General features: G+C 74.6%; 18 protein-coding genes. 13 read left to right on the top strand and 5 right to left on the bottom strand.

Annotated elements, in window-relative coordinates:
* Positions 1-11: 11 nt before the first annotated feature.
* Positions 12-1349, top strand: coding sequence for a homoserine dehydrogenase (locus AB0O09_RS01425; protein WP_363539013.1), 1338 nt, complete (start codon positions 12-14; stop codon positions 1347-1349).
* A gap of 109 nt (positions 1350-1458) precedes the next feature.
* Here AB0O09_RS01425 and AB0O09_RS01420 read toward each other — a convergent pair whose 3' ends face one another.
* Entirely contained in the window at positions 1459-2046 is a 588-nt protein-coding gene (locus tag AB0O09_RS01420; protein WP_363539011.1) for a histidine phosphatase family protein, read from the bottom strand.
* Positions 2047-2293: 247 nt separating this feature from the next.
* On the opposite strand from AB0O09_RS01420, the gene AB0O09_RS01415 reads away from it, so the two are divergent.
* Positions 2294-3079 (top strand): HAD family acid phosphatase, encoded by a 786-nt coding sequence (locus tag AB0O09_RS01415; RefSeq protein ID WP_363539009.1) that lies wholly within the window; start codon positions 2294-2296, stop codon positions 3077-3079.
* Positions 3080-3231: 152 nt separating this feature from the next.
* Positions 3232-4890 (top strand): NAD(P)/FAD-dependent oxidoreductase, encoded by a 1659-nt coding sequence (locus AB0O09_RS01410; protein ID WP_363539007.1) that lies wholly within the window; start codon positions 3232-3234, stop codon positions 4888-4890.
* Positions 4891-4916: 26 nt separating this feature from the next.
* On the opposite strand, the gene AB0O09_RS01405 is transcribed toward AB0O09_RS01410, so the two are convergent.
* Complete coding sequence (locus tag AB0O09_RS01405; protein ID WP_363539005.1) at positions 4917-5357, bottom strand: ATP-binding protein; 441 nt, start codon at positions 5355-5357, stop codon at positions 4917-4919.
* A 277-nt stretch (positions 5358-5634) separates the two neighbouring features.
* Between AB0O09_RS01405 and AB0O09_RS01400 the strand changes: the two genes are divergently transcribed.
* The 6 genes from AB0O09_RS01400 (at position 5635) to AB0O09_RS01375 (ending at position 10395) form a co-directional block, all read left to right on the top strand.
* Positions 5635-5997, top strand: a complete 363-nt coding sequence (locus AB0O09_RS01400; RefSeq protein ID WP_363539003.1) for an STAS domain-containing protein — start codon at positions 5635-5637, stop codon at positions 5995-5997.
* Between the two features lie 31 nt (positions 5998-6028).
* A complete protein-coding gene (locus AB0O09_RS01395; protein WP_363539001.1) occupies positions 6029-6421 on the top strand; it encodes an ACT domain-containing protein in 393 nt (130 codons plus the stop codon).
* Between the two features lie 96 nt (positions 6422-6517).
* The gene (locus AB0O09_RS01390; RefSeq protein WP_363538999.1) at positions 6518-7456 is read left to right on the top strand and encodes an ATP-binding cassette domain-containing protein; all 939 of its coding nucleotides are present in this window, start codon (positions 6518-6520) and stop codon (positions 7454-7456) included.
* Entirely contained in the window at positions 7453-8301 is an 849-nt protein-coding gene (locus tag AB0O09_RS01385; protein WP_363538997.1) for an ABC transporter permease, read from the top strand. Before AB0O09_RS01390 ends, AB0O09_RS01385 begins: the two co-directional genes overlap by 4 nt.
* 127 nt (positions 8302-8428) lie before the next feature.
* Positions 8429-9724 carry a histidine kinase gene (locus AB0O09_RS01380; protein WP_363539259.1) on the top strand — a complete coding sequence of 432 codons (1296 nt, stop codon included), beginning with the start codon at positions 8429-8431 and terminating at the stop codon, positions 9722-9724.
* On the top strand, positions 9721-10395 hold the full coding sequence (locus AB0O09_RS01375; protein WP_363538995.1) for a response regulator transcription factor: 675 nt from the start codon (positions 9721-9723) through the stop codon (positions 10393-10395). Before AB0O09_RS01380 ends, AB0O09_RS01375 begins: the two co-directional genes overlap by 4 nt.
* A 76-nt stretch (positions 10396-10471) precedes the next feature.
* On the opposite strand, the gene AB0O09_RS01370 is transcribed toward AB0O09_RS01375, so the two are convergent.
* From AB0O09_RS01370 to AB0O09_RS01360, 3 genes are all read right to left on the bottom strand, one after another.
* The gene (locus tag AB0O09_RS01370) at positions 10472-11251 is read right to left on the bottom strand and encodes a VOC family protein (RefSeq protein ID WP_363538993.1); all 780 of its coding nucleotides are present in this window, start codon (positions 11249-11251) and stop codon (positions 10472-10474) included.
* Between the two features lie 141 nt (positions 11252-11392).
* Positions 11393-11656 carry a hypothetical protein gene (locus AB0O09_RS01365; RefSeq protein WP_363538991.1) on the bottom strand — a complete coding sequence of 88 codons (264 nt, stop codon included), beginning with the start codon at positions 11654-11656 and terminating at the stop codon, positions 11393-11395.
* A 76-nt stretch (positions 11657-11732) separates the two neighbouring features.
* The gene (locus AB0O09_RS01360) at positions 11733-12968 is read right to left on the bottom strand and encodes a cytochrome P450 (RefSeq protein ID WP_363538989.1); all 1236 of its coding nucleotides are present in this window, start codon (positions 12966-12968) and stop codon (positions 11733-11735) included.
* 317 nt (positions 12969-13285) lie between these two features.
* Here AB0O09_RS01360 and AB0O09_RS01355 point away from each other — a divergent pair, with 317 nt between their 5' ends.
* From AB0O09_RS01355 to AB0O09_RS01340, 4 genes are all read left to right on the top strand, one after another.
* Positions 13286-14119 carry a PIG-L family deacetylase gene (locus AB0O09_RS01355; protein ID WP_363538987.1) on the top strand — a complete coding sequence of 278 codons (834 nt, stop codon included), beginning with the start codon at positions 13286-13288 and terminating at the stop codon, positions 14117-14119.
* Between the two features lie 313 nt (positions 14120-14432).
* Entirely contained in the window at positions 14433-15002 is a 570-nt protein-coding gene (locus tag AB0O09_RS01350) for a GNAT family N-acetyltransferase (RefSeq protein WP_363538985.1), read from the top strand.
* An 88-nt stretch (positions 15003-15090) separates the two neighbouring features.
* Positions 15091-17373 (top strand): hypothetical protein, encoded by a 2283-nt coding sequence (locus AB0O09_RS01345; protein WP_363538983.1) that lies wholly within the window; start codon positions 15091-15093, stop codon positions 17371-17373.
* A 133-nt stretch (positions 17374-17506) separates the two neighbouring features.
* A complete protein-coding gene (locus tag AB0O09_RS01340; RefSeq protein ID WP_363538981.1) occupies positions 17507-18286 on the top strand; it encodes a hypothetical protein in 780 nt (259 codons plus the stop codon).
* Positions 18287-18386 lie beyond the last annotated feature (100 nt).

The following is an 18386-nucleotide window of genomic DNA, read 5'->3' as shown; positions in this document are numbered from 1 at the left end:
AAGCTTTTCCGATGGACAGTCAGCCGACGGCGTGTACGCTGTCCGCCATGGGAAATAGTGTCAGAGTCGGTCTGCTCGGATGTGGAACTGTTGGGGAGGCATTCGCGGAACTGCTCGTCGAACGTCGCGGCGCCATCGAGGACGTGACGGGAATTTCCCTGGAACTCGTACGAATCGCAGTCCGCGACCCGGGCAAGCCCCGATCCGCGAAACTCGACTCGGGACTGTTCACGGGGGACCCTTACGACGTCGTCAAGGCCGATGACGTCGACGTCGTGGTCGAGCTGATCGGCGGCACCGCACCGGCCGGCGAGCTGATCCTCGCGGCGCTGAACGCCGGCAAGTCGGTCGTCACCGGCAACAAGGAGCTCGTCGCCAGCTCCGGGCCCGAGCTGTACGCCGCCGCCGACCGCGCGGGCGTCGACTTCTTCTTCGAGGCCGCCGCGGTCGCGGCCGTGCCGATCCTGCGCCCGATCCGGGAGTCGCTGGTCGGCGAGGACGTCACCCGGATCGCGGGCATCGTCAACGGCACCACCAACTACATCCTCACCCGGATGACGGCCGACGGCCTCGGCTTCGACGAGGCCCTGGCGAAGGCCCAGGAACTCGGTTACGCCGAGCCGGACCCGACCGCCGACATCACCGGCGCCGACGCGGCCTCCAAGCTCGCCATCCTGTCCTCGCTGGCGTTCAACCGGTCGGTCGCCGCCGACGACGTCGCCCGCGAGGGCATCGTCGGCCTCGACCGCGAGGACTTCGAACTCGCGGCCCAGTTCGGGTACGTGATCAAGCTGCTCGCGGTGGCCGACCGCTTCCCCGGCGACACCGGCGACGAGGCCGGCGCGCAGATAGGCGCCCAGGTGTTCCCGGCCCTGGTCGAGCGGGACCACCCGCTGGCGACCGTCCGGGACAGCTTCAACGCCGTGTTCGTCACCACCTCCGCCGCCGGCGAGCTCATGTTCTACGGGCGCGGCGCGGGCCCCCGCCCGTCGGCCTCCTCGATCCTGGGCGACGTCGCCGCCGCCGCGGACCACCTGCGCCGCGGCACGCACCGCCGCGTCCCGGTCGGCGCCCCCGCGGCCATCCGGCCCACCGAGGACCTCGAGTACTCCTTCTACATCCGCACCGAGGTCGACGAGGCACCCGGCGTCCTGTCCCAGGTCACCGGCGTGTTCGGCCGCCACGGCGTCTCCATCCGCAAGGTCGACCAGCACGGCTCCGAGTCGCAGGCCCGGGTCGTGTTCGTCACCTTCCCGGCCACCGAGCGCGCCCTGAACGCCGCACTCGACGAACTCCGCGGCCTGGGACACGTCCGCGGCGTCGGACGCGTCCTGCGGATCTACAAGTAACCCGCCGGCACCACGTCAGCCCCACCCCGTGGCCGCCGACCACCCGGTCGGCGGCCACGGGCACGTACACCGCTCCCCCGGCCCGGACCGTGACGCGACCGGCCCGCCGCTACGGGACGTTCCAGGCCGCGACGACCGGCTGCCCGTGCTCGGTGGCGAGGAAGCCGAGGGTGCCCGGATGCGGGTGGCCGAGCAGCCGGGCGGCGGACGGGTCGAGGCCGAGCCAGCGCACGGTCAGGACGCGCGCCAGATGACCGTGCGCGACGACGGCGACGTCGCCGTCGGCCAGCAGCGGCCGGATCCGGTCCAGCACCGCGTCCGTACGCGCCGCCACCTGCTGCAACCGCTCGCCGGGACGGTCGGCGCCGCCGGGGGCGACGCCGTCCCGCCACAGGTCCCACCCCGGCCTCGCCTCCTGGATCTGCTCCGCCGTCAGGCCCTCGTAGCCGCCGTAGTCCCACTCCAGCAGGTCCGGATCGGGCTCGACGTCGGTCAGGCCCGCCAGTTCGGCCGTCCGCAGGGCGCGGCCCAGCGGGCTGCTGAACACGGCCACCGGACGGCGTTCGGCCAGCCTCGGAGCGAGCGCCCTTGCGGCGTCCTCGCCCGCGGCGGTCAGCGGGACGTCGGTGCGGCCCGCGTACCGGCCCGACAGGCTCCATTCGGTCTGGCCGTGCCTGATCACCATCAGCTCACCCATGGCCGTGCACCATATCTGGCGGTGCGTCGGCCTGTCCGCGCGGCGTCCGGCCCCGCCGGGGGCGGAGCCCGCGAGGCCGGTGCCGAGTCCGTGCGCACCGCGCGTAGACATGGCGCGTAGACATTGCGCGTAGAGTTTGCTTGACCTGCCTGGTTACTCGCCCGTACGTTCAGCCCCGCATCGTGCGCGTCGGGAGTCGGGGGGACGACCCGCGTTTCCCTCCCGACGGCAGAAGGGGCAGAACCACATGCTCAGGAAGACCCTCGGGAACCGCTCGAAGACCCTCGCCACCCTCGCCGTCGGCGTGGTCGTCGGCGGTGCGGTCGCGGGCGGCGGCCTCGCGGTCGCCGACACCAAGGCTCCGCGCAGCGACCGTCAGATCACCAACATGACCGACGAGGTCAACGACATCAAGGCGTACTACGGCGACACCGTCGACGCGCAGGGCGAGCACTGGGCGTCGCCGACCAGCAACTACGCCAAGCAGGTCGCCGGGATCGAGAAGGACGCCAAGCAGTACCTGCAGGGCCGCGCCCACCACGACAAGGGCAAGAAGAAGGCGATCGTGCTCGACGTCGACGACACCTCGCTGTCGACGTACAACTACGAGCTGGAGACGACCTTCGTCTACAACCCCACGAGCAACGCCCAGTACATCGCCACCAAGACCATGCCGGCCGTCTTCGGCATGAACACCCTGGCGAAGTGGGCCGAGCAGCAGGGCTACACCGTCTTCTTCGTCACCGGCCGGCCCGAGGCCCAGCGGACGTACACCGCGGCCAACCTGGCGGCGGTGGGCTTCCCGACCGCGGACGCCTCGCACCTGTACCTGAAGAACAAGGAGAACCCGCCGGCGTACCTGCCGTGCGGCAAGACCTGCACCACCGTCGAGTACAAGTCCGGGACCCGCGCCCACATCGAGAGCCTCGGCTACCAGATCGTGGCCAACTTCGGCGACCAGTACAGCGACCTGTCCGGCGGCCACTCCGGCAAGACGTACAAGATCCCGAACCCGATGTACTACCTCCCCTGATCCCCGCTCAGGACGCCGGGCGTCGCGGCCGGAACCCCCGGCCGCGGCGCCCGCGCCCGTTCCGGCCGTCGTGCGGTGCGGTGCGGTGCGTGACCGGAACGCGGACGGCTCGTTACTCCCGGGGCGGGTGAGCTGCGGCGGAGGCGGTCGGTGTGACGGGAAGCGTGCTGGTCGGACGGCCGCTCGCGGCCGGCGGGGTGGCGGACGCGTACGACGCGGTGGTGGTCGGCTCCGGGGCCGGCGGGCTGACCACGGCCGTCTGCCTGGCACGCCAGGGCCGGCGCGTGGCGGTGTTCGAACGGCACTACACCGCGGGCGGCTACACCCACGCCTACCGGCGCCGCGGCTGGGAGTGGGACGTCGGGATCCACTACGTCGGACAGTTGGCGGAGCGCGAACCCGTCCGGGTGCTCTCGGACTACCTGACCGGCGGCGCGCTGCGCTGGGCCCCGCTGGGCGACCCGTTCGACGAGTACCGCCTGGCGGGAGAGGTGTACCGGGCCCCGGTCGGCTTCGCGGCCTACGAGGCCGGGCTGATCGCCCGCTTCCCGGCCGAACGGGCCGGCATCGAGGCGCTGTTCGGGCTGGTCCGGCGGTGCCGGGCGGTGTTGCCGGTGCTCGCGCTGGGACGGCTGTCGGGCCCCGTGGTGCGGCGGCTGGCCCGGGCGCTGCGGGCGGCGGCCGTGCCGCCCGAGGCGATGCGGCCGGCCCGGGAGGTGGTGGAGGGGCTGGTCCGCGACGAGCGGCTGCGGCAGGCCGTGCTCACCCAGAGCGCCCTGCTGCTGGCCGACTCCACGGCAAGGCTGCCGTTCTTCCTGCTCGCGGTGCTGTTCGAGCACTTCCGGACGGGCGCCTGGTATCCGGTGGGCGGCAGTGCCGCGATCGCCCGCGCGATGCTCGGACCCGTCCGGGCCGCCGGCGGCGAGGTCTTCGTCCGGGCGCCGGTCTCCCGGATCGAGTTGGACGGGCCCCACGCGACGGGCGTGGTGCTGGCGGACGGGACCCGGGTACGGGCGCCGGTGGTGGTCAGCGCGGCAGGTGCCCAGAACACCTTCGGCGCGCTGCTGCCGCACCGGAGCGGCGACCACCCCGGCCACGGGAACGGCAGCGGCGACGGCGACCGGCTGGCCGGCATGCGGCGCGGGTTCCCCTTCGTGCTGCTCTTCCTCGGGCTGGACGGGGACCCGGCGGAACTCGGGCTGCCACGGCACAACCTGATGGTCACCGACGGGGACTGCGACGCCTTCTTCAACGGCACGGGCGGGCGGACCAGCGGCCACTTCCTCTCCTTCTCCTGCGCCAAGGACCCGACCTGGACCGCCCGGCACCCCGGGCGGTCCACCGGCGAGATCCTGGCCTACGTACGGCCGGAGCTGTTCGCGCCCTTCCACGGGTCGCGGTGGCGGCACCGGGACCCGGACTACCTGGCCCTGAAGACCGAGCTCACCGCGGAGCTGCTCGATCAGCTGTACCGTCAGCTGCCCGGCACCAGGGGGCGGGTGGCCCACCACGAACTCGGCACCCCGCTGACGGCCGAGCACTTCGCCGGCTGGCCCGGCGGCAGCCTCTACGGGCTGGCCAAGGACGTGGCGGGCTTCGGCGACGGCCACCGCGCCGGCCTGGCCGACTGGCTGCGCCCTCGGACCCGGATCGAGGGCCTGTACCTCTCCGGCCAGGACTGCCTGGCCGGCGGCTTCCTCGGGGCGGTCACCGGCGGTCTGCTGGCCGCCCACGAAGCCCTGGACCGGACCGGTCGCGCCCGCCTCTGGGCCGGGATCCTGAGACAGGGCCTGCGGCCGACGTCCCCCTGACGACCCCGGCACGGCCCTGCACCGGCTCAGCCGTCGAAGAGCGGATCCGGTCGGGCGAGTGCGGCCCGGCGTGCCCGCCCGGGGTCGGGCTCCGGTCCACGGTCGGGCTCCGGTCCGGGGTCGGTGGCGGGCGTCAGCGGCAGGTCCGCCCAGACCGTCTTGCCGTCTCCGGCGGGCGTGGCGCCCCAGGCTTCGGTGACGCGGTCGACGATGACCAGGCCGTGCCCGTGCGGCGTCTCCGGGCGGTGGGGCTCGATCAGGTGCGGCGGTACGGGGTTCGCGTCGGTGACGGCGATCCGCAGCCCGCCGGGGCGCAGCCGGAGGTCGAGGGCGAGCGGTCCGCCGGCGTGCTGCGCGGCGTTCGCCAGCAGTTCCGCGGCGGCCAGGACGGCGTCGCCGGCTGCCGGCCGGCCGGTCAGGTGCCAGTCGGTGAGGGCGTGGCGGGTGAAGTCGACGCCGTCGCGCACGAGGCCGCCCGCCCGGGACGGGAAGTCCAGTCGGCGGCGGCCCCGGACCGCGGTGGAGGGGGGGAGGACACATGGTGGGTTCCCGGTCGTTGCCGAAGGTGCTCCGACCCGGGCGTCTGCCCCGCCCTGCGCCGCTTACGCATCGGGGCTCCGCGGCAGCGGCGTGCGGCCGGCCGCCCGGCCCCGGCGGCCCTCGTTGACACGGTCGGGGGTGGGTAGAAGGCTGGAGGAAGTCCCAGCGCAAGCGCTCCGGCGGCCCCGAGCCGAAGGACGGTCCATGACCGCGCTCCTGCACACCACCCACATCGCCGGCGCAGCACCCGGTACCGACCTGCTGCGTCTGCGCGGCGAGGCCGACCAGGACACCGCCGCCGACCTCCAGCACGCCTTCGACCACGCGCTGCGGAGCCTGCCCACGCCCCACGTGCTGCTCGTCGACTGCCGCGGACTCACCTTCTGCACCTCGACCGGCCTGAACGCCGTCCTCAAGGCCCGGCGCCTCGCCCTGCGCCAGGGCACCGTGCTGCGTCTGACGGGTGTCACCGACCAGCTGCGCCGGCTGCTGCGCATCACCGAGGTCGACACCGTCCTGGACATCCAGGACTCCCCCGCCGCCGACGACGCGCCGGGCACCGTCTGAGCTCTGGCATCCTGCTCGGACGGAGTCCGCCGTGTCCCAGCAGTTGCGTGTCCTGCCCGGGGAGTTCGTCGTCGAGCACCTGGGCGACGGCGCCCCGCCGCCCGACGGCGCGTGGCTCTCCCCGGTCCGGGCGCCGGAGGGCCTGACCGTCGTCCGCCCGTCGCGGCCCGGGGAGGGCCCGGGCGCGGAACGCCGGTCCGCGCTGTACGGCGGTGACACCGCCCACGCGGTCGACGTGCCGGGCATGCTCCCCGCCGCCGGCGTCCCGGTGTTCGTGGCGTCGACCTTCCACGCCGACGTCGTCCTGGTGCAGACCGGCTCCGTGGCCGCGGCACGGGCCGTCCTGCGGGCGGCGGGCCACACCGTCGTCCGACCCGGCGGGCCGGGCCCGCGTGGTACCGCGGTACTACGCCGCGGCCGATGATCACCCCCGGGTACCACGGTTCGCGGCGCCGTCGAACCTAGCGTTGCGGGTGAGGCGGTCGGAACGTTCCGGCCCGCGACGACGTAGGGGTGACCGATGATCGAGGCGCACCGGCTGACGAAGCGGTACGGGGAGAAGACGGCGGTCGACGGGCTGGACTTCACCGTCCGGCCGGGTACGGTCACCGGTTTCCTCGGGCCGAACGGCGCGGGCAAGTCCACCACGATGCGGATGATCGTCGGTCTGGACGCTCCCACCAGCGGGTCGGTCCGGGTCAACGGCCGCCGCTACGCGCAGCACGCCGCCCCGTTGCAGGAGGTCGGCGCGCTGCTGGAGGCGAAGTCGATCCACCCGGGCCGGTCGGCGTTCAACCACCTGATGGCGCTGGCGCACACCCACGGCATTCCGCGCAGCCGGGTCGACGAGGTCATCGGCCTCACCGGTCTGCAGTCGGTCGCCAAGCGGCGCGCGGGGGCGTTCTCCCTCGGCATGGGCCAGCGGCTGGGCATCGCGGCGGCGCTGCTGGGCGATCCGGCGACCGTGATGCTGGACGAGCCGGTGAACGGTCTCGACCCGGAGGGCGTGCTGTGGATCCGCAACCTCCTGTCCGGCCTCGCCGCCGAGGGCCGCACCGTCTTCGTGTCCTCGCACCTGATGAGCGAGGTCGCGCTGGTCGCCGACCACCTGATCGTCGTCGGGCGCGGCCGGCTGCTCGCCGACACCACCGTGCAGGAGCTCGTCCGGCAGGCCGGCGGGGACGTGGTGAAGGTCGCCACCGCCGACCCGGCCCGGCTGCGGGAGGTCCTCGCCGGGCCCGGTGTCGAGATCACCGGGCAGGCCGGCTCCGAGGAGCTGCTGGTCTCCGGGGTGACGGCGCGCGCCATCGGCCTGAAGGCCGCCGAGCACGGCATCGCCCTGTTCGAGCTGGCCACCCGGACCGTCTCCCTGGAGGAGGCCTTCATGGACCTGACCCGGGACGCCGTGGAGTACCACGGCTCCACCACCGGCATCGAATCCGAGGAGCGTGCCGCATGAGCACCGTCGCACCGAACCGGGCCCCGGCGGCCACCGCCGAGCGGCCGGCCCGTCCCGGCTACGGGGTGACCGGAGCGCGTGTCCTGCGCTCGGAGTGGGCGAAGATGTGGTCGCTGCGCTCGACCTGGATCACCCTGGGCCTCGGCCTGTTCTTCCTGGTGGCGTTCGGCCTGATCGCCGCGTACCAGTTCAAGTCGCGGATCACCTCGGGCCGGCCAATGGACCGGGACTTCGCCTCCGCCTCCGCGCTCAGCCTGTCGCTGTTCGGCACGAACTTCGCGCAGCTGGCCCTCGGCGTCCTCGGTGTCCTGGTCGCCGCCGGCGAGTACTCGACCGGCATGATCCGCTCCACCCTGGCCGCGGTGCCGCGCCGCCTGCCCGTCCTGTGGTCGAAGGCCGTGGTGTTCGGTGCGGTCGCGCTGCTCGTCGGCACCGCCGGGGTGTTCGCCGCCTTCGTCGTCGACAGCCGCATCGTCTCGGGCACCCGTGCCGCGATGGTCCTGTCGGACGCCGGCGTGGTGCGCGGCCTGTTCGGTGCGGGTCTCTACCTCGGGCTGGTCGGGGTGATCGGTGTCGCCCTGGGTGTGCTGCTGCGGTCGGTGGCGGGCGGCATCTCGGTGCTGGTGGCGTCGCTGATGCTCGTCCCGGGCCTGGTGTCGTTGCTGCCGAGCTCGTGGCAGGACGACATCGCGCCCTACCTGCCGAGCCACGCCGGCGAGGCGATGTTCACCCTGCACCACGACGCTTCGACGCTGTCGCCGACGGCCGGCCTGGTGGTCTTCGTCGTGTGGACGGTCGCGGCACTGGCCGGCGCGGCCGTCCGCCTGGTGCGCAGCGACGCCTGAGACCCTGTGCGCGTCGCGGTGCCCGGCGGTGTCCGGGCACCGCGGCGGCCGTCCCGCCCATCATGGACAGGTGAGATCCGTGAACCACCAGGAGAGCGCCGCTCCCGGCCCGGCCGTGCCGGAGGCCGTGGGCGGCGACCCGCTGTCCGGGCACCCGTTCTTCGTCCGCCTCGCCCGGGCCGGGCAGCACCTGCGGGAGGTGGACCGCCGCCACCCGTGGATCCTGGACACCGCGGTGGTCGCCGTCGTGTTCCTGGTGTTCTGCCTCCCGGACCTGGTGCACGGCGACGGCGGCCGGGGTCCGCGCGAGCACCGGATCGTCTTCACCGAGCTGCCGGTGCCGGCGATGCTCGCGCTGCAGCTGGGACTGGTGCTGCCACTGCTGTGGCGCCGGCGCCGGCCGACGGCCGCGTTCGCCGTGGTGATGGCGGTGTTCGTGCTGCAGTGGTCGATCGGCGCGGCGCTGCGCGCGGACGTGGCGCTGCTGGTGGCGCTGTACTCGCTGGCGCTGCACGGGCGGCTGCGGGACCTGGCGTGGGCGTGCGCCGCGGTGACGCTCGGCATGGCGGTGGTCGCGGTGCGGGTGTCGTCCGCGGTGTCGGTGTGGGACGGTCTGTTCTTCCTGTTCGCCGCGGTGACCGCGGCGGTCGCGCTGGGCATCGCGGTGCGGGTCCGGCGGGCACAGCTGGCCGGTCTGCGGGAGCGGGCGGCCCGGTTGGAGGTGGAGCGGGACCAGCGCAGCCGGCTGGCGGCGGCGACCGAGCGCACCCGGGTGGCGCGGGAGATGCACGACATCGTCGGCCACAACCTGTCGGTGATCATCACGCTGGCGGACGGCGGCGCGTACGCGGCCGAGGCGTCGCCGGAGCGCGGCCGGGAGGCCCTGGTGCTGATCGGGGACGCCGGCCGGCAGGCGCTGGGCGAGCTGCGGCGGATGCTCGGGGTGCTGCGCGAGCGGGGCGGCGGCGGCCCGGAGCTGGCTCCGCAGCCGGGCATCACCGACATCGACGGGTTGTGTGCGCGGATGCGGGCGGCCGGGCCGCGGATCGCCTACCGTTCCGAGGGTGAGCTGGACGGGCTGGACCGCGGGGTGCAGTTGATGGCGTACCGCATCGTCCAGGAGGCGCTGACGAATTCGCTCAAGCACGCGGGGCGCGAGACGCGGGCGCGGGTGACGGTGGCGGTCGACGGGGACCGGCTGCGGGTGCGGGTCGACGACAGCGGCCCGCCGGGGGGTGCGGCCGGGCCGCGGCCGGGTGGCGAGGGCCACGGGATCGCGGGGATGCGGGAGCGGGCCGCGCTGTACGGTGGCACGGTCGTGGCGGGTCCTGCGGGAGGTGGGTGGTCGGTGGTGGCCGATCTCGACCTGTCGCCGGTCGCGGACGCTGCGGGGCTCCCCGGCGGTGCGGGTGGTCCGGCGTGACGACGGTGCTGATCGTGGACGACCAGCCGTTGCAGCGGTACGGCTTCCGGATGCTGTTGGAGAGCCGGCCGGACACCGCGGTGGTCGGCGAGGCCGGGCACGGGGCGGAGGCGGTGCGGCTCGCCGCGGAGCTGCGGCCGGACGTAGTGCTGATGGACGTCCGGATGCCGGGGATGGACGGCATCGAGGCGACGCGGCTGATCGTCGCCGCGGGCGGGCGGTCGCGGGTGCTCGTGCTGACGACCTTCGACCTCGACGAGTACGCGCACGCGGCGCTGCGTGCGGGGGCGAGCGGTTTCCTGCTGAAGGACGCCCGCCCGGAGGAGCTGCTGGCGGGGATCCGGGCGGTGGCCGAGGGGGATGCCGTGGTGGCGCCGGCGGTGACGCGGCGTCTGCTCGACGCCTACGCCCACCGGCTGCCGGGCCGGCCGCCGGACGCGGCCGCGCAGGAGCCGCGGCTGGCGGCGCTGACGGACCGGGAGCGGGAGATCCTGGTGGCGGTCGGGCGGGGCTGGACGAACGGGGAGATCGCGCAGCGCCTGGTGCTGTCGGAGTCGACGGTGAAGACGCACGTCGGCCGGGTGCTGGCGAAGATCGGCGCCCGGGACCGCGTCCAGGCCGTCATCTTCGCGTACGACATGGGGCTGACCCGGCCGAACCCGCCGGCCTGACCCGCGCCGGCGGGCGGCCGCGCGGGCCGGCCCGCCCGGGGAGCGGGCCGGCGGTGGCGCCAGTGCGCGCCGGGGCCTACAGCGGCTGCGGCTTGATCATGGCGAAGGGCGCGCCCTGCGGGTCGGCGACCACGGCCATCCGGCCGGCCGTCATGTCGAACGGCGGGGCCAGCACGGTGCCGCCCCGCTTGACCAGGGCGTCCACGGTGGAGTCGACGTCGTCGACCGCGAAGTAGGTCAGCCAGTGCGCGGGGGTGCCGGGCGGGTCGTCGGCGAGCAGGGTGACGCCGCCGACGGCGCGGCCCCCGACCCGTAGCTCCCAGTAGGAGTCGGCGCCGTCCATCGGCTCGATCTCGATGCCGAACGCCTCGCCGTAGAAGGCCGTGGCCGCCGGAGCGTCGCTGGTGTGCAGTTCGTTCCAGACGAGTGCACCGGCCTCGCCGGTGACCCGGGCGCCGGGGAACTCGCCGGGCTGCCAGACGCCGAACACGGCGCCCTGCGGGTCGGCGGCGATCAGCATCCGGCCGAGGGTGCCGACGTCCATGGCCGGGACGAGCAGGGTGCCGCCCGCGGCGACGATCGCGTCCTGGGTGGCCTGCGCGTCGGTGCTGGCCAGGTAGCCCGTCCACACGGTCGGCGGTTCCGGCATGCCCTCGGGTGCCGTCGCCGGGCCGATGCCGGCCACGGCCCGGCCGTTGAGCTCGCAGACCGCGTATCCGCCGAACTCGGCCGGTCCGGGCGCGCCCTGCCAGCCGAGCAGGTCGCGGTAGAAGTCCAGGGCGGCCTGCTGGTCCTTGGCCATCAGGTCGACCCAGCACGGGGTGCCGGTCGGGTACGGGGTGGTGACGTCGGGCATGCTCTCTCCTTCGAACGGGGACTCTCCCGTCACCCTGTCGTCACCGACCGGAGCCGGCCGTGTGCGACACGCAGTCGCGGGCGGAGCTTTCCCGCACCGGCCCGGGCCGCGGCCACCGCCCCCTGCCGGCCGCGGCGTCGGTCACGAGGGCTCCGCCGCCGGGCCGTGCAGCTCCTGCTGCCACAGCGCCTCGCAGAGCAGGTCCAGGCCGTGCCGCAGGTGGCGCCGGTAGGTGCCGTACGGGAGGCCGAGGCGGCGGGCGGCGGCCTCCTGGGTGGGTGCGCCGGAGAAGTACCCGGCGGTCAGCGCCTCCCGGGCGCGGGCCCCGCGCGGGTCGCGGGCGAGGTCGAGGCCGGGTGTGAACAGCAGGTCGTTGATCGCCCGGGTGATGTCGGTGCCGGTCATGGCTGCCTTCTCCTCGGGGTGTCGGGGGCGGGTGGTGTGCGGGGCGGGTGGTGTGCCGGGCGGGTGGGGCGGCCCCTCACGGGTGGGCGGGGACCGGTTCGCGGACGGGCGTGAAGTCCAGTTCCAGGGAGACGGGGCCGCGGGTGTAGAGGCCGGTCTCCCGGTAGCGGAAGCCGGGGCTGGGGCGGAGGTCGTCGAGCAGCCGCAGCAGCAGCGCGGCCACGGTCTCGATCTCGGCGCGGGCGAAGGCCGCACCGACGCACTGGTGGAGTCCGGTGCCGAAGGCCAGGTGCTGGGCGGCGGCGGTGAAGGAGCGGGCGGCGCCGAGGTCCGGGCGGTGCAGGTCGAAGGCGTCCGGGTCGGTGAAGGCCCCGGGGTCGCGGTTGGCCGCGCCGATCATGCAGAAGACGGTGGCTCCGGCGGGGACGACGGTGCCGGCGAACTCGGCGTCCTGCTCGGCGCGGCGGGGGACGAGTTGCACGGGCGGGGTGAGGCGCAGCGTCTCGGCGACGGCGGCGGACAGCAGGGCCGGATCCCGGCGGACCTGCGCCAGTTGCCCGGGGTGGTCGATCAGGTACTTGAAGAGCAGGGCGAGCGTCTTGTCGGCGGGTTCGACGGCGGCGAGCAGCACGTTGACGACCAGGGCGGTGACCTCGCGGGTGCTCATGGCGATGCCGTCGAACTCGGCCGTGCACAGCATCGACACCAGGTCGTCGCCGGGGTGGCGGCGGCGGCGTTCCACGACGGGGGCGAGGTGGGCCTCCAACTGCTCGGCGCAGTCGAGGCAGTGGCGGCGGCGCTCGGGGGTGAGGACCAGGCCGGTGACGAACTCGGTCACCCCGCCCAGCCAGTGGGCGACCTGCTGCCAGTCCTCCTTGTCGAGGCCCAGGACGTCCAGCGTCACGCGGACGGCGAACGGCTTGCCGAAGTCGTTGACGAGGTCGATCCGCCCGCGGGAAAGGAAGGGCGCGACCAGCTCAACCGCGTTGGCGCGGACCGCGCGGATCTGCTCCTGCAGGGCGGGCCCCGTGAACGCGCGGACGACGATTCCGCGCTTGGCGGTGTGCTCCGCCCCGGTCATCCGGGCGAACACCCGGCCGCGCATCACGGGCTCGGCGCGCACCTGGAGCGTCTCGGTGCTGAACGTCTCGTGGTCGCCCAGCACCCGTCGGACGTCCTGGTGGCGGGAGAGGAAGTAGCCGTCCACGGCGGGCTCGTGGTGCACCGGCGCGCGGTCCCGCAGCCAGCCGTAGTACCGGTGGGGCGCTGCGGCGAAGCCCTCGGACAGGATGCTGAAACGGCGATCGACCACTGGTGGGGGGCCTCTCGCGAAGACGGGCACGGCGGGAGCCGGAGCGGCGGGGCCCACCCGGCCTGCGGCACCGTGCGCCGTGCAACGAGGCTGCGGGCAGCCGTGGGTCGGCCTGCCGGGTCGACCGCCCGGCGGCACGACGCCGACTGAGAATGTGTGGGGGACTATAGCCTGAGGATCTGTCGGGTTCACGCCACCGGCGTTCCCCCGAGGACGCGGCCGGCCCCGGGCGCGGGCGGTCGCCGGATATTGTGCGCGGTCGCCCGCCCGCCTGCCGCAGACTGGGGCCGGAGCAGATCCCGAACTGGAGGACGATCATGGTTGAACGGCCGTTGACGCTGATGGCGGTGCACGCGCATCCCGACGACGAGGCCACCGGGACGGGCGGCGTGCTCGCGCGGTACGCGGCGGAGGGCATCCGCACGGTGCTCGTCACGTGCACGGACGGCGGTTGCGGTGACGGGCCGGGGGGCGTCAAGCCGGGCGATCCCGGGCACGATCCGGCCGCCGTGGCCGCGATGCGCCGCGAGGAGCTCCGGGCGAGTTGCGAGGTCCTGGGGATCGGCCACCTGGAGCTGTTGGAGTACGCGGACTCCGGGATGATGGGCTGGGCGGCCAACGACGCGCCCGGCTCGTTCTGGCGGACGCCGGTGGAGGAGGGCGCCGCCCGCCTCGCCGAACTGCTGAAGCAGTACAAGCCCGACGTGGTCGTGACCTACGACGAGAACGGGTTCTACGGCCACCCCGACCACATCCAGGCGAACCGCATCACGATGGCGGCGCTGGAGATGACCGGGATGACGCCCAAGGTGTACTGGACGACGGCTCCGCACTCGCAGATGCAGCGGTTCGGCGAGGCCATGCGGGAGTTCGGCGGCGACTGGGAGGAGCCGGACCCGGCGGAGGCCGCCGCCCTGGCCGAGATCGGCCTGCCCGACGAGGAGATCACCACCTGGGTGGACACCACCGCCTTCGGCGACCGGAAGTTCGACGCGCTGGCCGCGCACGCCAGTCAGGGCGAGAACATCTTCTTCCTGAAGATGGGCAAGGAGCGGTTCACCGAGCTCATGGGCACGGAGACCTTCGTGCGGGTGCAGGACACCACGGGTGCGGCCGTGCCCGAGAACGACCTCTTCGCCGGACTTCGCTGACCGACGGCGCCGCCGGACGGTGCCGCGCGGGCGTTGCCGTGGCCGGACCCGCTCCTGCGGGTCCGGCCACGGCCGTTCCCGGTCCGTGTGCGGCGGCCCGTGCACGGCGGTCCGGTCCGGGGCCCGGCCGCGGACCGGCTGAGCGGTCGCGAACCGGTCGTGTACCGCCCAGGCCGTTCGGCGGGGGTCACCCCGCCGGTCGGCGGGAGGGGTGGCCCGCCGGTCGGCGGGTGGCGTTTCGGCCGATCGGCGGATGCCCGGGGTTTCGGCAGGATGATCGTATGATTGGGCAGAGCGGCAAGGAGGTCTGACGGTGCGTCGCCTGAGCTCCTTGCCCGTACCCGAACTGGCGGACGGCACGGTGGTGCTCCGCCGGCCCGAGGCCGCGGACGCCGCGACCGTCCTCGCCGGTACCCGCGACCCGCTGGTCCGCGAGTTCATGCAGGGGGTGATCCCCCATCAGGACCTCGACGCGGCCGCGCGCTGGCTCGCCGACGTCCCGGCGCGCCTCTGGGTGCTGGACCGGGCGGCGTACTTCACTGTGGCATCCGTCACGGAGGGCCGCGCCGTGGGCTGGGCCGAACTCGTCGATCTGCGCCCCGAAGAGGGCGCCGCGGAGGCGGCGGTATGGCTGTTGCCCGAGGCACGGAGCCTCAGGACGGCCACCTCCGCGCTGCGCCTGCTCTGCCGGTTCGGCTTCGAGCAGCTCGGACTGGGCCGGATTGACGCGTACGCTGCGGCAGATAACATGCCTGTTCAGGTGGTTGGTGCCTACATCGGATTCCGCCGCGCCGGATTCCGGCCCGGACTGTTCCGCAGTTCGCGGACGCAGGCGCTGCACGACGCCGTACACGCGACGCTCACACCCGAGGACCTGTGCTGACATCTTTCTGACGTAGCGTCAGGCACACGGGGCGTTCCGCATGGCACGCACGAGGACGGGCTGGCCCGTCGAGAGGGAGGGGACCCTGATGTCGGGGGGAGCTGTTTCGCCGTCCACGGAGACGGCACCCGGGGGAGGTTCGGAGCTGCTGCGGCTCACCGCGCCCGCCGAGGGCCCGGCGGGCGGCCGGATCGACCTCGCGGTCGAGGCGACCGGGGAGTTCCGGGTCGAGCGCGTCGCGGCCGGCGGCCGCGCGTTCAGAAGCGGTCGCGTCGACCGGGTCTTCCTGACACGGGTCGTGAAAGCGCTCTCATCCGCCGCACCGGGAAACGCCCAGGTCACCGTCGGTGCCGACGCCGGGTCGACACCCGCGCGTCGCCTGTTCGCCACCGGAATGCCGTCCGGCGTCGACGCCGTCTGGGACGACGCCGCGGGCGTCCCCGTCCCCGGCATCGCCCGCGCGCTGGAGGTGCTGGCGGCCCAGGTCCTCGACCCCGCCGCCGCCGGTCTGCTGCCCTCCTCCCTCGTCCAGCTCGACCAGCCGGAATCCGACCCCGCCGAGCCGACCGCCGGCACCGGCCGGCCCGCCGCCGCCGTCGGATCCGTCGGCGGCCGCCCGGCCTACGCACTCGCCAGGCCCGGTGAGGGCTTCGGACTCACCGCGCTCGAGGACGGCACCGAACTCGGCGGGTCCGGCACCGACGCCGGCGTCCTGCCCACCGCGGTGGCCCTCGGCCCGGCCGACGGCCGCGAGCTGTTCGCGGTCGGCGGCGAGGACGGCTCCGTCCAGGTCTGGGACGCCGTCAGCGGCGAACTGCTGCACGGCACGGCCGGCGGCGAGGGCGCCCAGGCGGTCGCCGCCGCCACCGTGCACGGCGTCCCGCTCGCCTTCTCCGCCGGACGGGCCGGCGAGATCCGCGCCTGGCGCACCGCGGACGGCCGCGGCCTCGGCCTGCTGCCCGTGGCCGGAGCCGGCGCCGCCGCGCTCTGCCACGCCCGCTGCGCCGACCTGGACCTGCTCGCCGCCGGCGGCGCCGACGGCCTCGTCCGGGTCTGGGACACCGCCACCGGCGAACAGCTCCACCTGCTGGTCGGCCACACCGACCGGATCACCGCACTCGCCGTCCTCACCCTCGGCAACCAGGCCGTGCTCGCCTCCGCCGGCGCCGACGCGACCGTCCGCCTGTGGGACCTCGCCACCGGGCAGCCCGTCGCCGTCCTCACCGGCCACTCCGCCTCGGTCACCGGCCTGGCCTTCCTGCAGCCGGACGGCGACCCGCTGCTCGCCTCCTGCGCCCTCGACGGCACCCTGCGGCTGTGGGACGTCTACACCGGCACCGCCGTCGGCGGCCGCCCCGCCCGCCAGGGCTGGCTCACCGCGCTCGCCGCGCTGCACCTCGACGGCCGCCAGGTGCTCGCCGTCGGCGACGAACACGGCGCCGTGACGCTGTGGGACCCGACCGGCTTCACCCGGCTCACCGAACTCGCGGCGGGCGGCGGCCACCCCGTCAACGCGCTGACCGTCCTCGCGGCGGACGGCCTGCCCCGGCTGGCCGCCGGCCACGGCGACGGCACCGTCCGGCTGCTGGACCCGGCCGGCGGCCCCGGCCCCTGGACGGCCGCCGCCGACGGCGGCCCCGTCACCTCGCTCGCCGTGTGCCCCGCGGACGACGGGCCGGTCCTGGTCTGCGGCACCGCCTCGGGCGCCGTCCGCTGCCTCGACGCCCGGACCGGCACCGAGCTGCCGCTGCCCACCCCGCACACCGGGGCCGTCACCGGCCTCGCCTTCTGCCCGCCCGTCGGCGACGCACCGGCACTGCTGGTCTCCGCCGGAGAGGACGGGACGGTCCGGGTGCGCGACGCGCTCGCCGGCGCCCAGCTGCGCCGCTTCACCGCCGACCGCGACGGCGTCACCGCCCTCGCCGCCGGCGAGGTGGCGGGCCACCAGGTCGTCGCCACCGGCGGCCCGGCCGGCCGGGTCGGGCTGTGGGACGCCGCGCTCGGCCTCCCGCTGCTCGAACTCGCGGGCACGGCCGGCCCGGTGGAGGTCCTCGCCTTCGGCCGGGTCGGCGGCCGCGAGGTGCTGGCCGCCGGCGGCGCCGACGGCGTCCTGAGGATCTGGAACGCCGACGACGGCACCGCGGTCGGCGAGTTCGCCGGCGGCGGCGCCGCGGTGCGCAGCGTCACCCTGCAGGACCTCGACGGCGAGGCCCTGCTGGCATGCGGCGACCAGCAGGCGGTGCTGCGGCTGTGGCACGTCACCAGCGGAGCGCTGCTCAACGAGGCGGAGGTGGACCGGGTCCCGCTCGCGATCGCGTTCGGCGACACGGGCCTGTACACGGTCGGCCCGGACGGCGCAACCGCTCTCTGAGCGGCACGCCGACGGTCACGACCGATCGACCGAAGGGCCGGCCCGCCGTGCGACGGGCCGGCCCACCGGCGGCACGCCAGTGCGGCCGGCACAGACAGGCGAGAGCCTGGCGGAACTGGGGTGGGGGTACATCATGAGCGGTTCGTCGTCCTTCAAGATCGACCTGGAAGAGGTGGAGGCGGCCACCAAGGCGATCCGGGCCATGCTCGACGACCTCGAGGCGCCGACGGCGCGACTGGAGGCGGTGATCAACCAGATCAAGCCGACGGCCTACGGCAGCGAGGCCGTCGGCAAGTCGCTGACCGGCGGCACCTCCTCGGTCGGCGGGCTCCCCGACCACCAGAAGCAGGTCTTCGACGGGGTCAAGGCCTACCTGCAGAACTCGGCGCAGATGGCCGCCAACCTCGAACTCATGGTGCAGCGCTACCGGGAGACCGAGGCGACCCAGACCGCCGAGCTCACCCGGCTGAACGGCGGCCGCGGCGCCGAGGCCGGCACCCTCGCATCACCGGTCTCCACCACCCCGCTGTCGACCGTCCCGGGCACCCCGGCGTCACCGCTCACCGCGGTCGACGGGATCCCGGCCACCGAACCGCTGCGCGCCGTGGACGGCGTACCGGTCTCCGAGCCGCTGCGCGCCGTCGACGGCATACCGGTCACCGAACCGCACCGTGCGACGATCGGCCTACCGCTCTCCGAACCTCTGCGCGCCGTCGACGGCATACCGGCCACCGAACCGCTGCGCGCCGTCGACGGCATCAGGCCCCCCGAGCCGGTCACGCTGCCGACGCACCACGCCCCCGAACCCGCCTTCCACACCCCCGACGCGCCCGACCTCTCGTACAACTCGCACGCGGACGACGACGTGGACCCGCCGCCGCTGCACGGCGGAGGACGCAACATGCTCATCTGAGCCTGCCGTTCCGGACGCGCCGCCCCGGCGCCGATCCGCCTGACGCAACGTCACATGCCCAAGAACATCGAGTCCGAGCGGGCGTTCCCCGCCGACTCGG

It is taken from the genome of Kitasatospora sp. NPDC093679 (assembly GCF_040683455.1).
Lineage (GTDB): Bacteria > Actinomycetota > Actinomycetes > Streptomycetales > Streptomycetaceae > Kitasatospora > Kitasatospora arboriphila.
Note: the sequence above shows the minus strand (reverse complement) of the source record. Positions and strands in the feature narration are given on the sequence as shown.

Excerpts from the sequence above, each read along its gene's own strand:
- AB0O09_RS01345 (WP_363538983.1), top strand. The coding sequence starts at position 15,091 with ATGTCGGGGGGAGCTGTTTCGCCGTCCACGGAGACGGCACCCGGGGGA.
- AB0O09_RS01355 (WP_363538987.1), top strand. The coding sequence starts at position 13,286 with ATGGTTGAACGGCCGTTGACGCTGATGGCGGTGCACGCGCATCCCGAC.
- AB0O09_RS01420 (WP_363539011.1), bottom strand. The coding sequence starts at position 2,046 with ATGGGTGAGCTGATGGTGATCAGGCACGGCCAGACCGAATGGAGCCTG.
- AB0O09_RS01365 (WP_363538991.1), bottom strand. The coding sequence starts at position 11,656 with ATGACCGGCACCGACATCACCCGGGCGATCAACGACCTGCTGTTCACA.
- AB0O09_RS01425 (WP_363539013.1), top strand. The coding sequence starts at position 12 with ATGGACAGTCAGCCGACGGCGTGTACGCTGTCCGCCATGGGAAATAGT.
- AB0O09_RS01370 (WP_363538993.1), bottom strand. The coding sequence starts at position 11,251 with ATGCCCGACGTCACCACCCCGTACCCGACCGGCACCCCGTGCTGGGTC.
- AB0O09_RS01390 (WP_363538999.1), top strand. The coding sequence starts at position 6,518 with ATGATCGAGGCGCACCGGCTGACGAAGCGGTACGGGGAGAAGACGGCG.
- AB0O09_RS01400 (WP_363539003.1), top strand. The coding sequence starts at position 5,635 with ATGACCGCGCTCCTGCACACCACCCACATCGCCGGCGCAGCACCCGGT.
- AB0O09_RS01385 (WP_363538997.1), top strand. The coding sequence starts at position 7,453 with ATGAGCACCGTCGCACCGAACCGGGCCCCGGCGGCCACCGCCGAGCGG.
- AB0O09_RS01415 (WP_363539009.1), top strand. The coding sequence starts at position 2,294 with ATGCTCAGGAAGACCCTCGGGAACCGCTCGAAGACCCTCGCCACCCTC.
- AB0O09_RS01340 (WP_363538981.1), top strand. The coding sequence starts at position 17,507 with ATGAGCGGTTCGTCGTCCTTCAAGATCGACCTGGAAGAGGTGGAGGCG.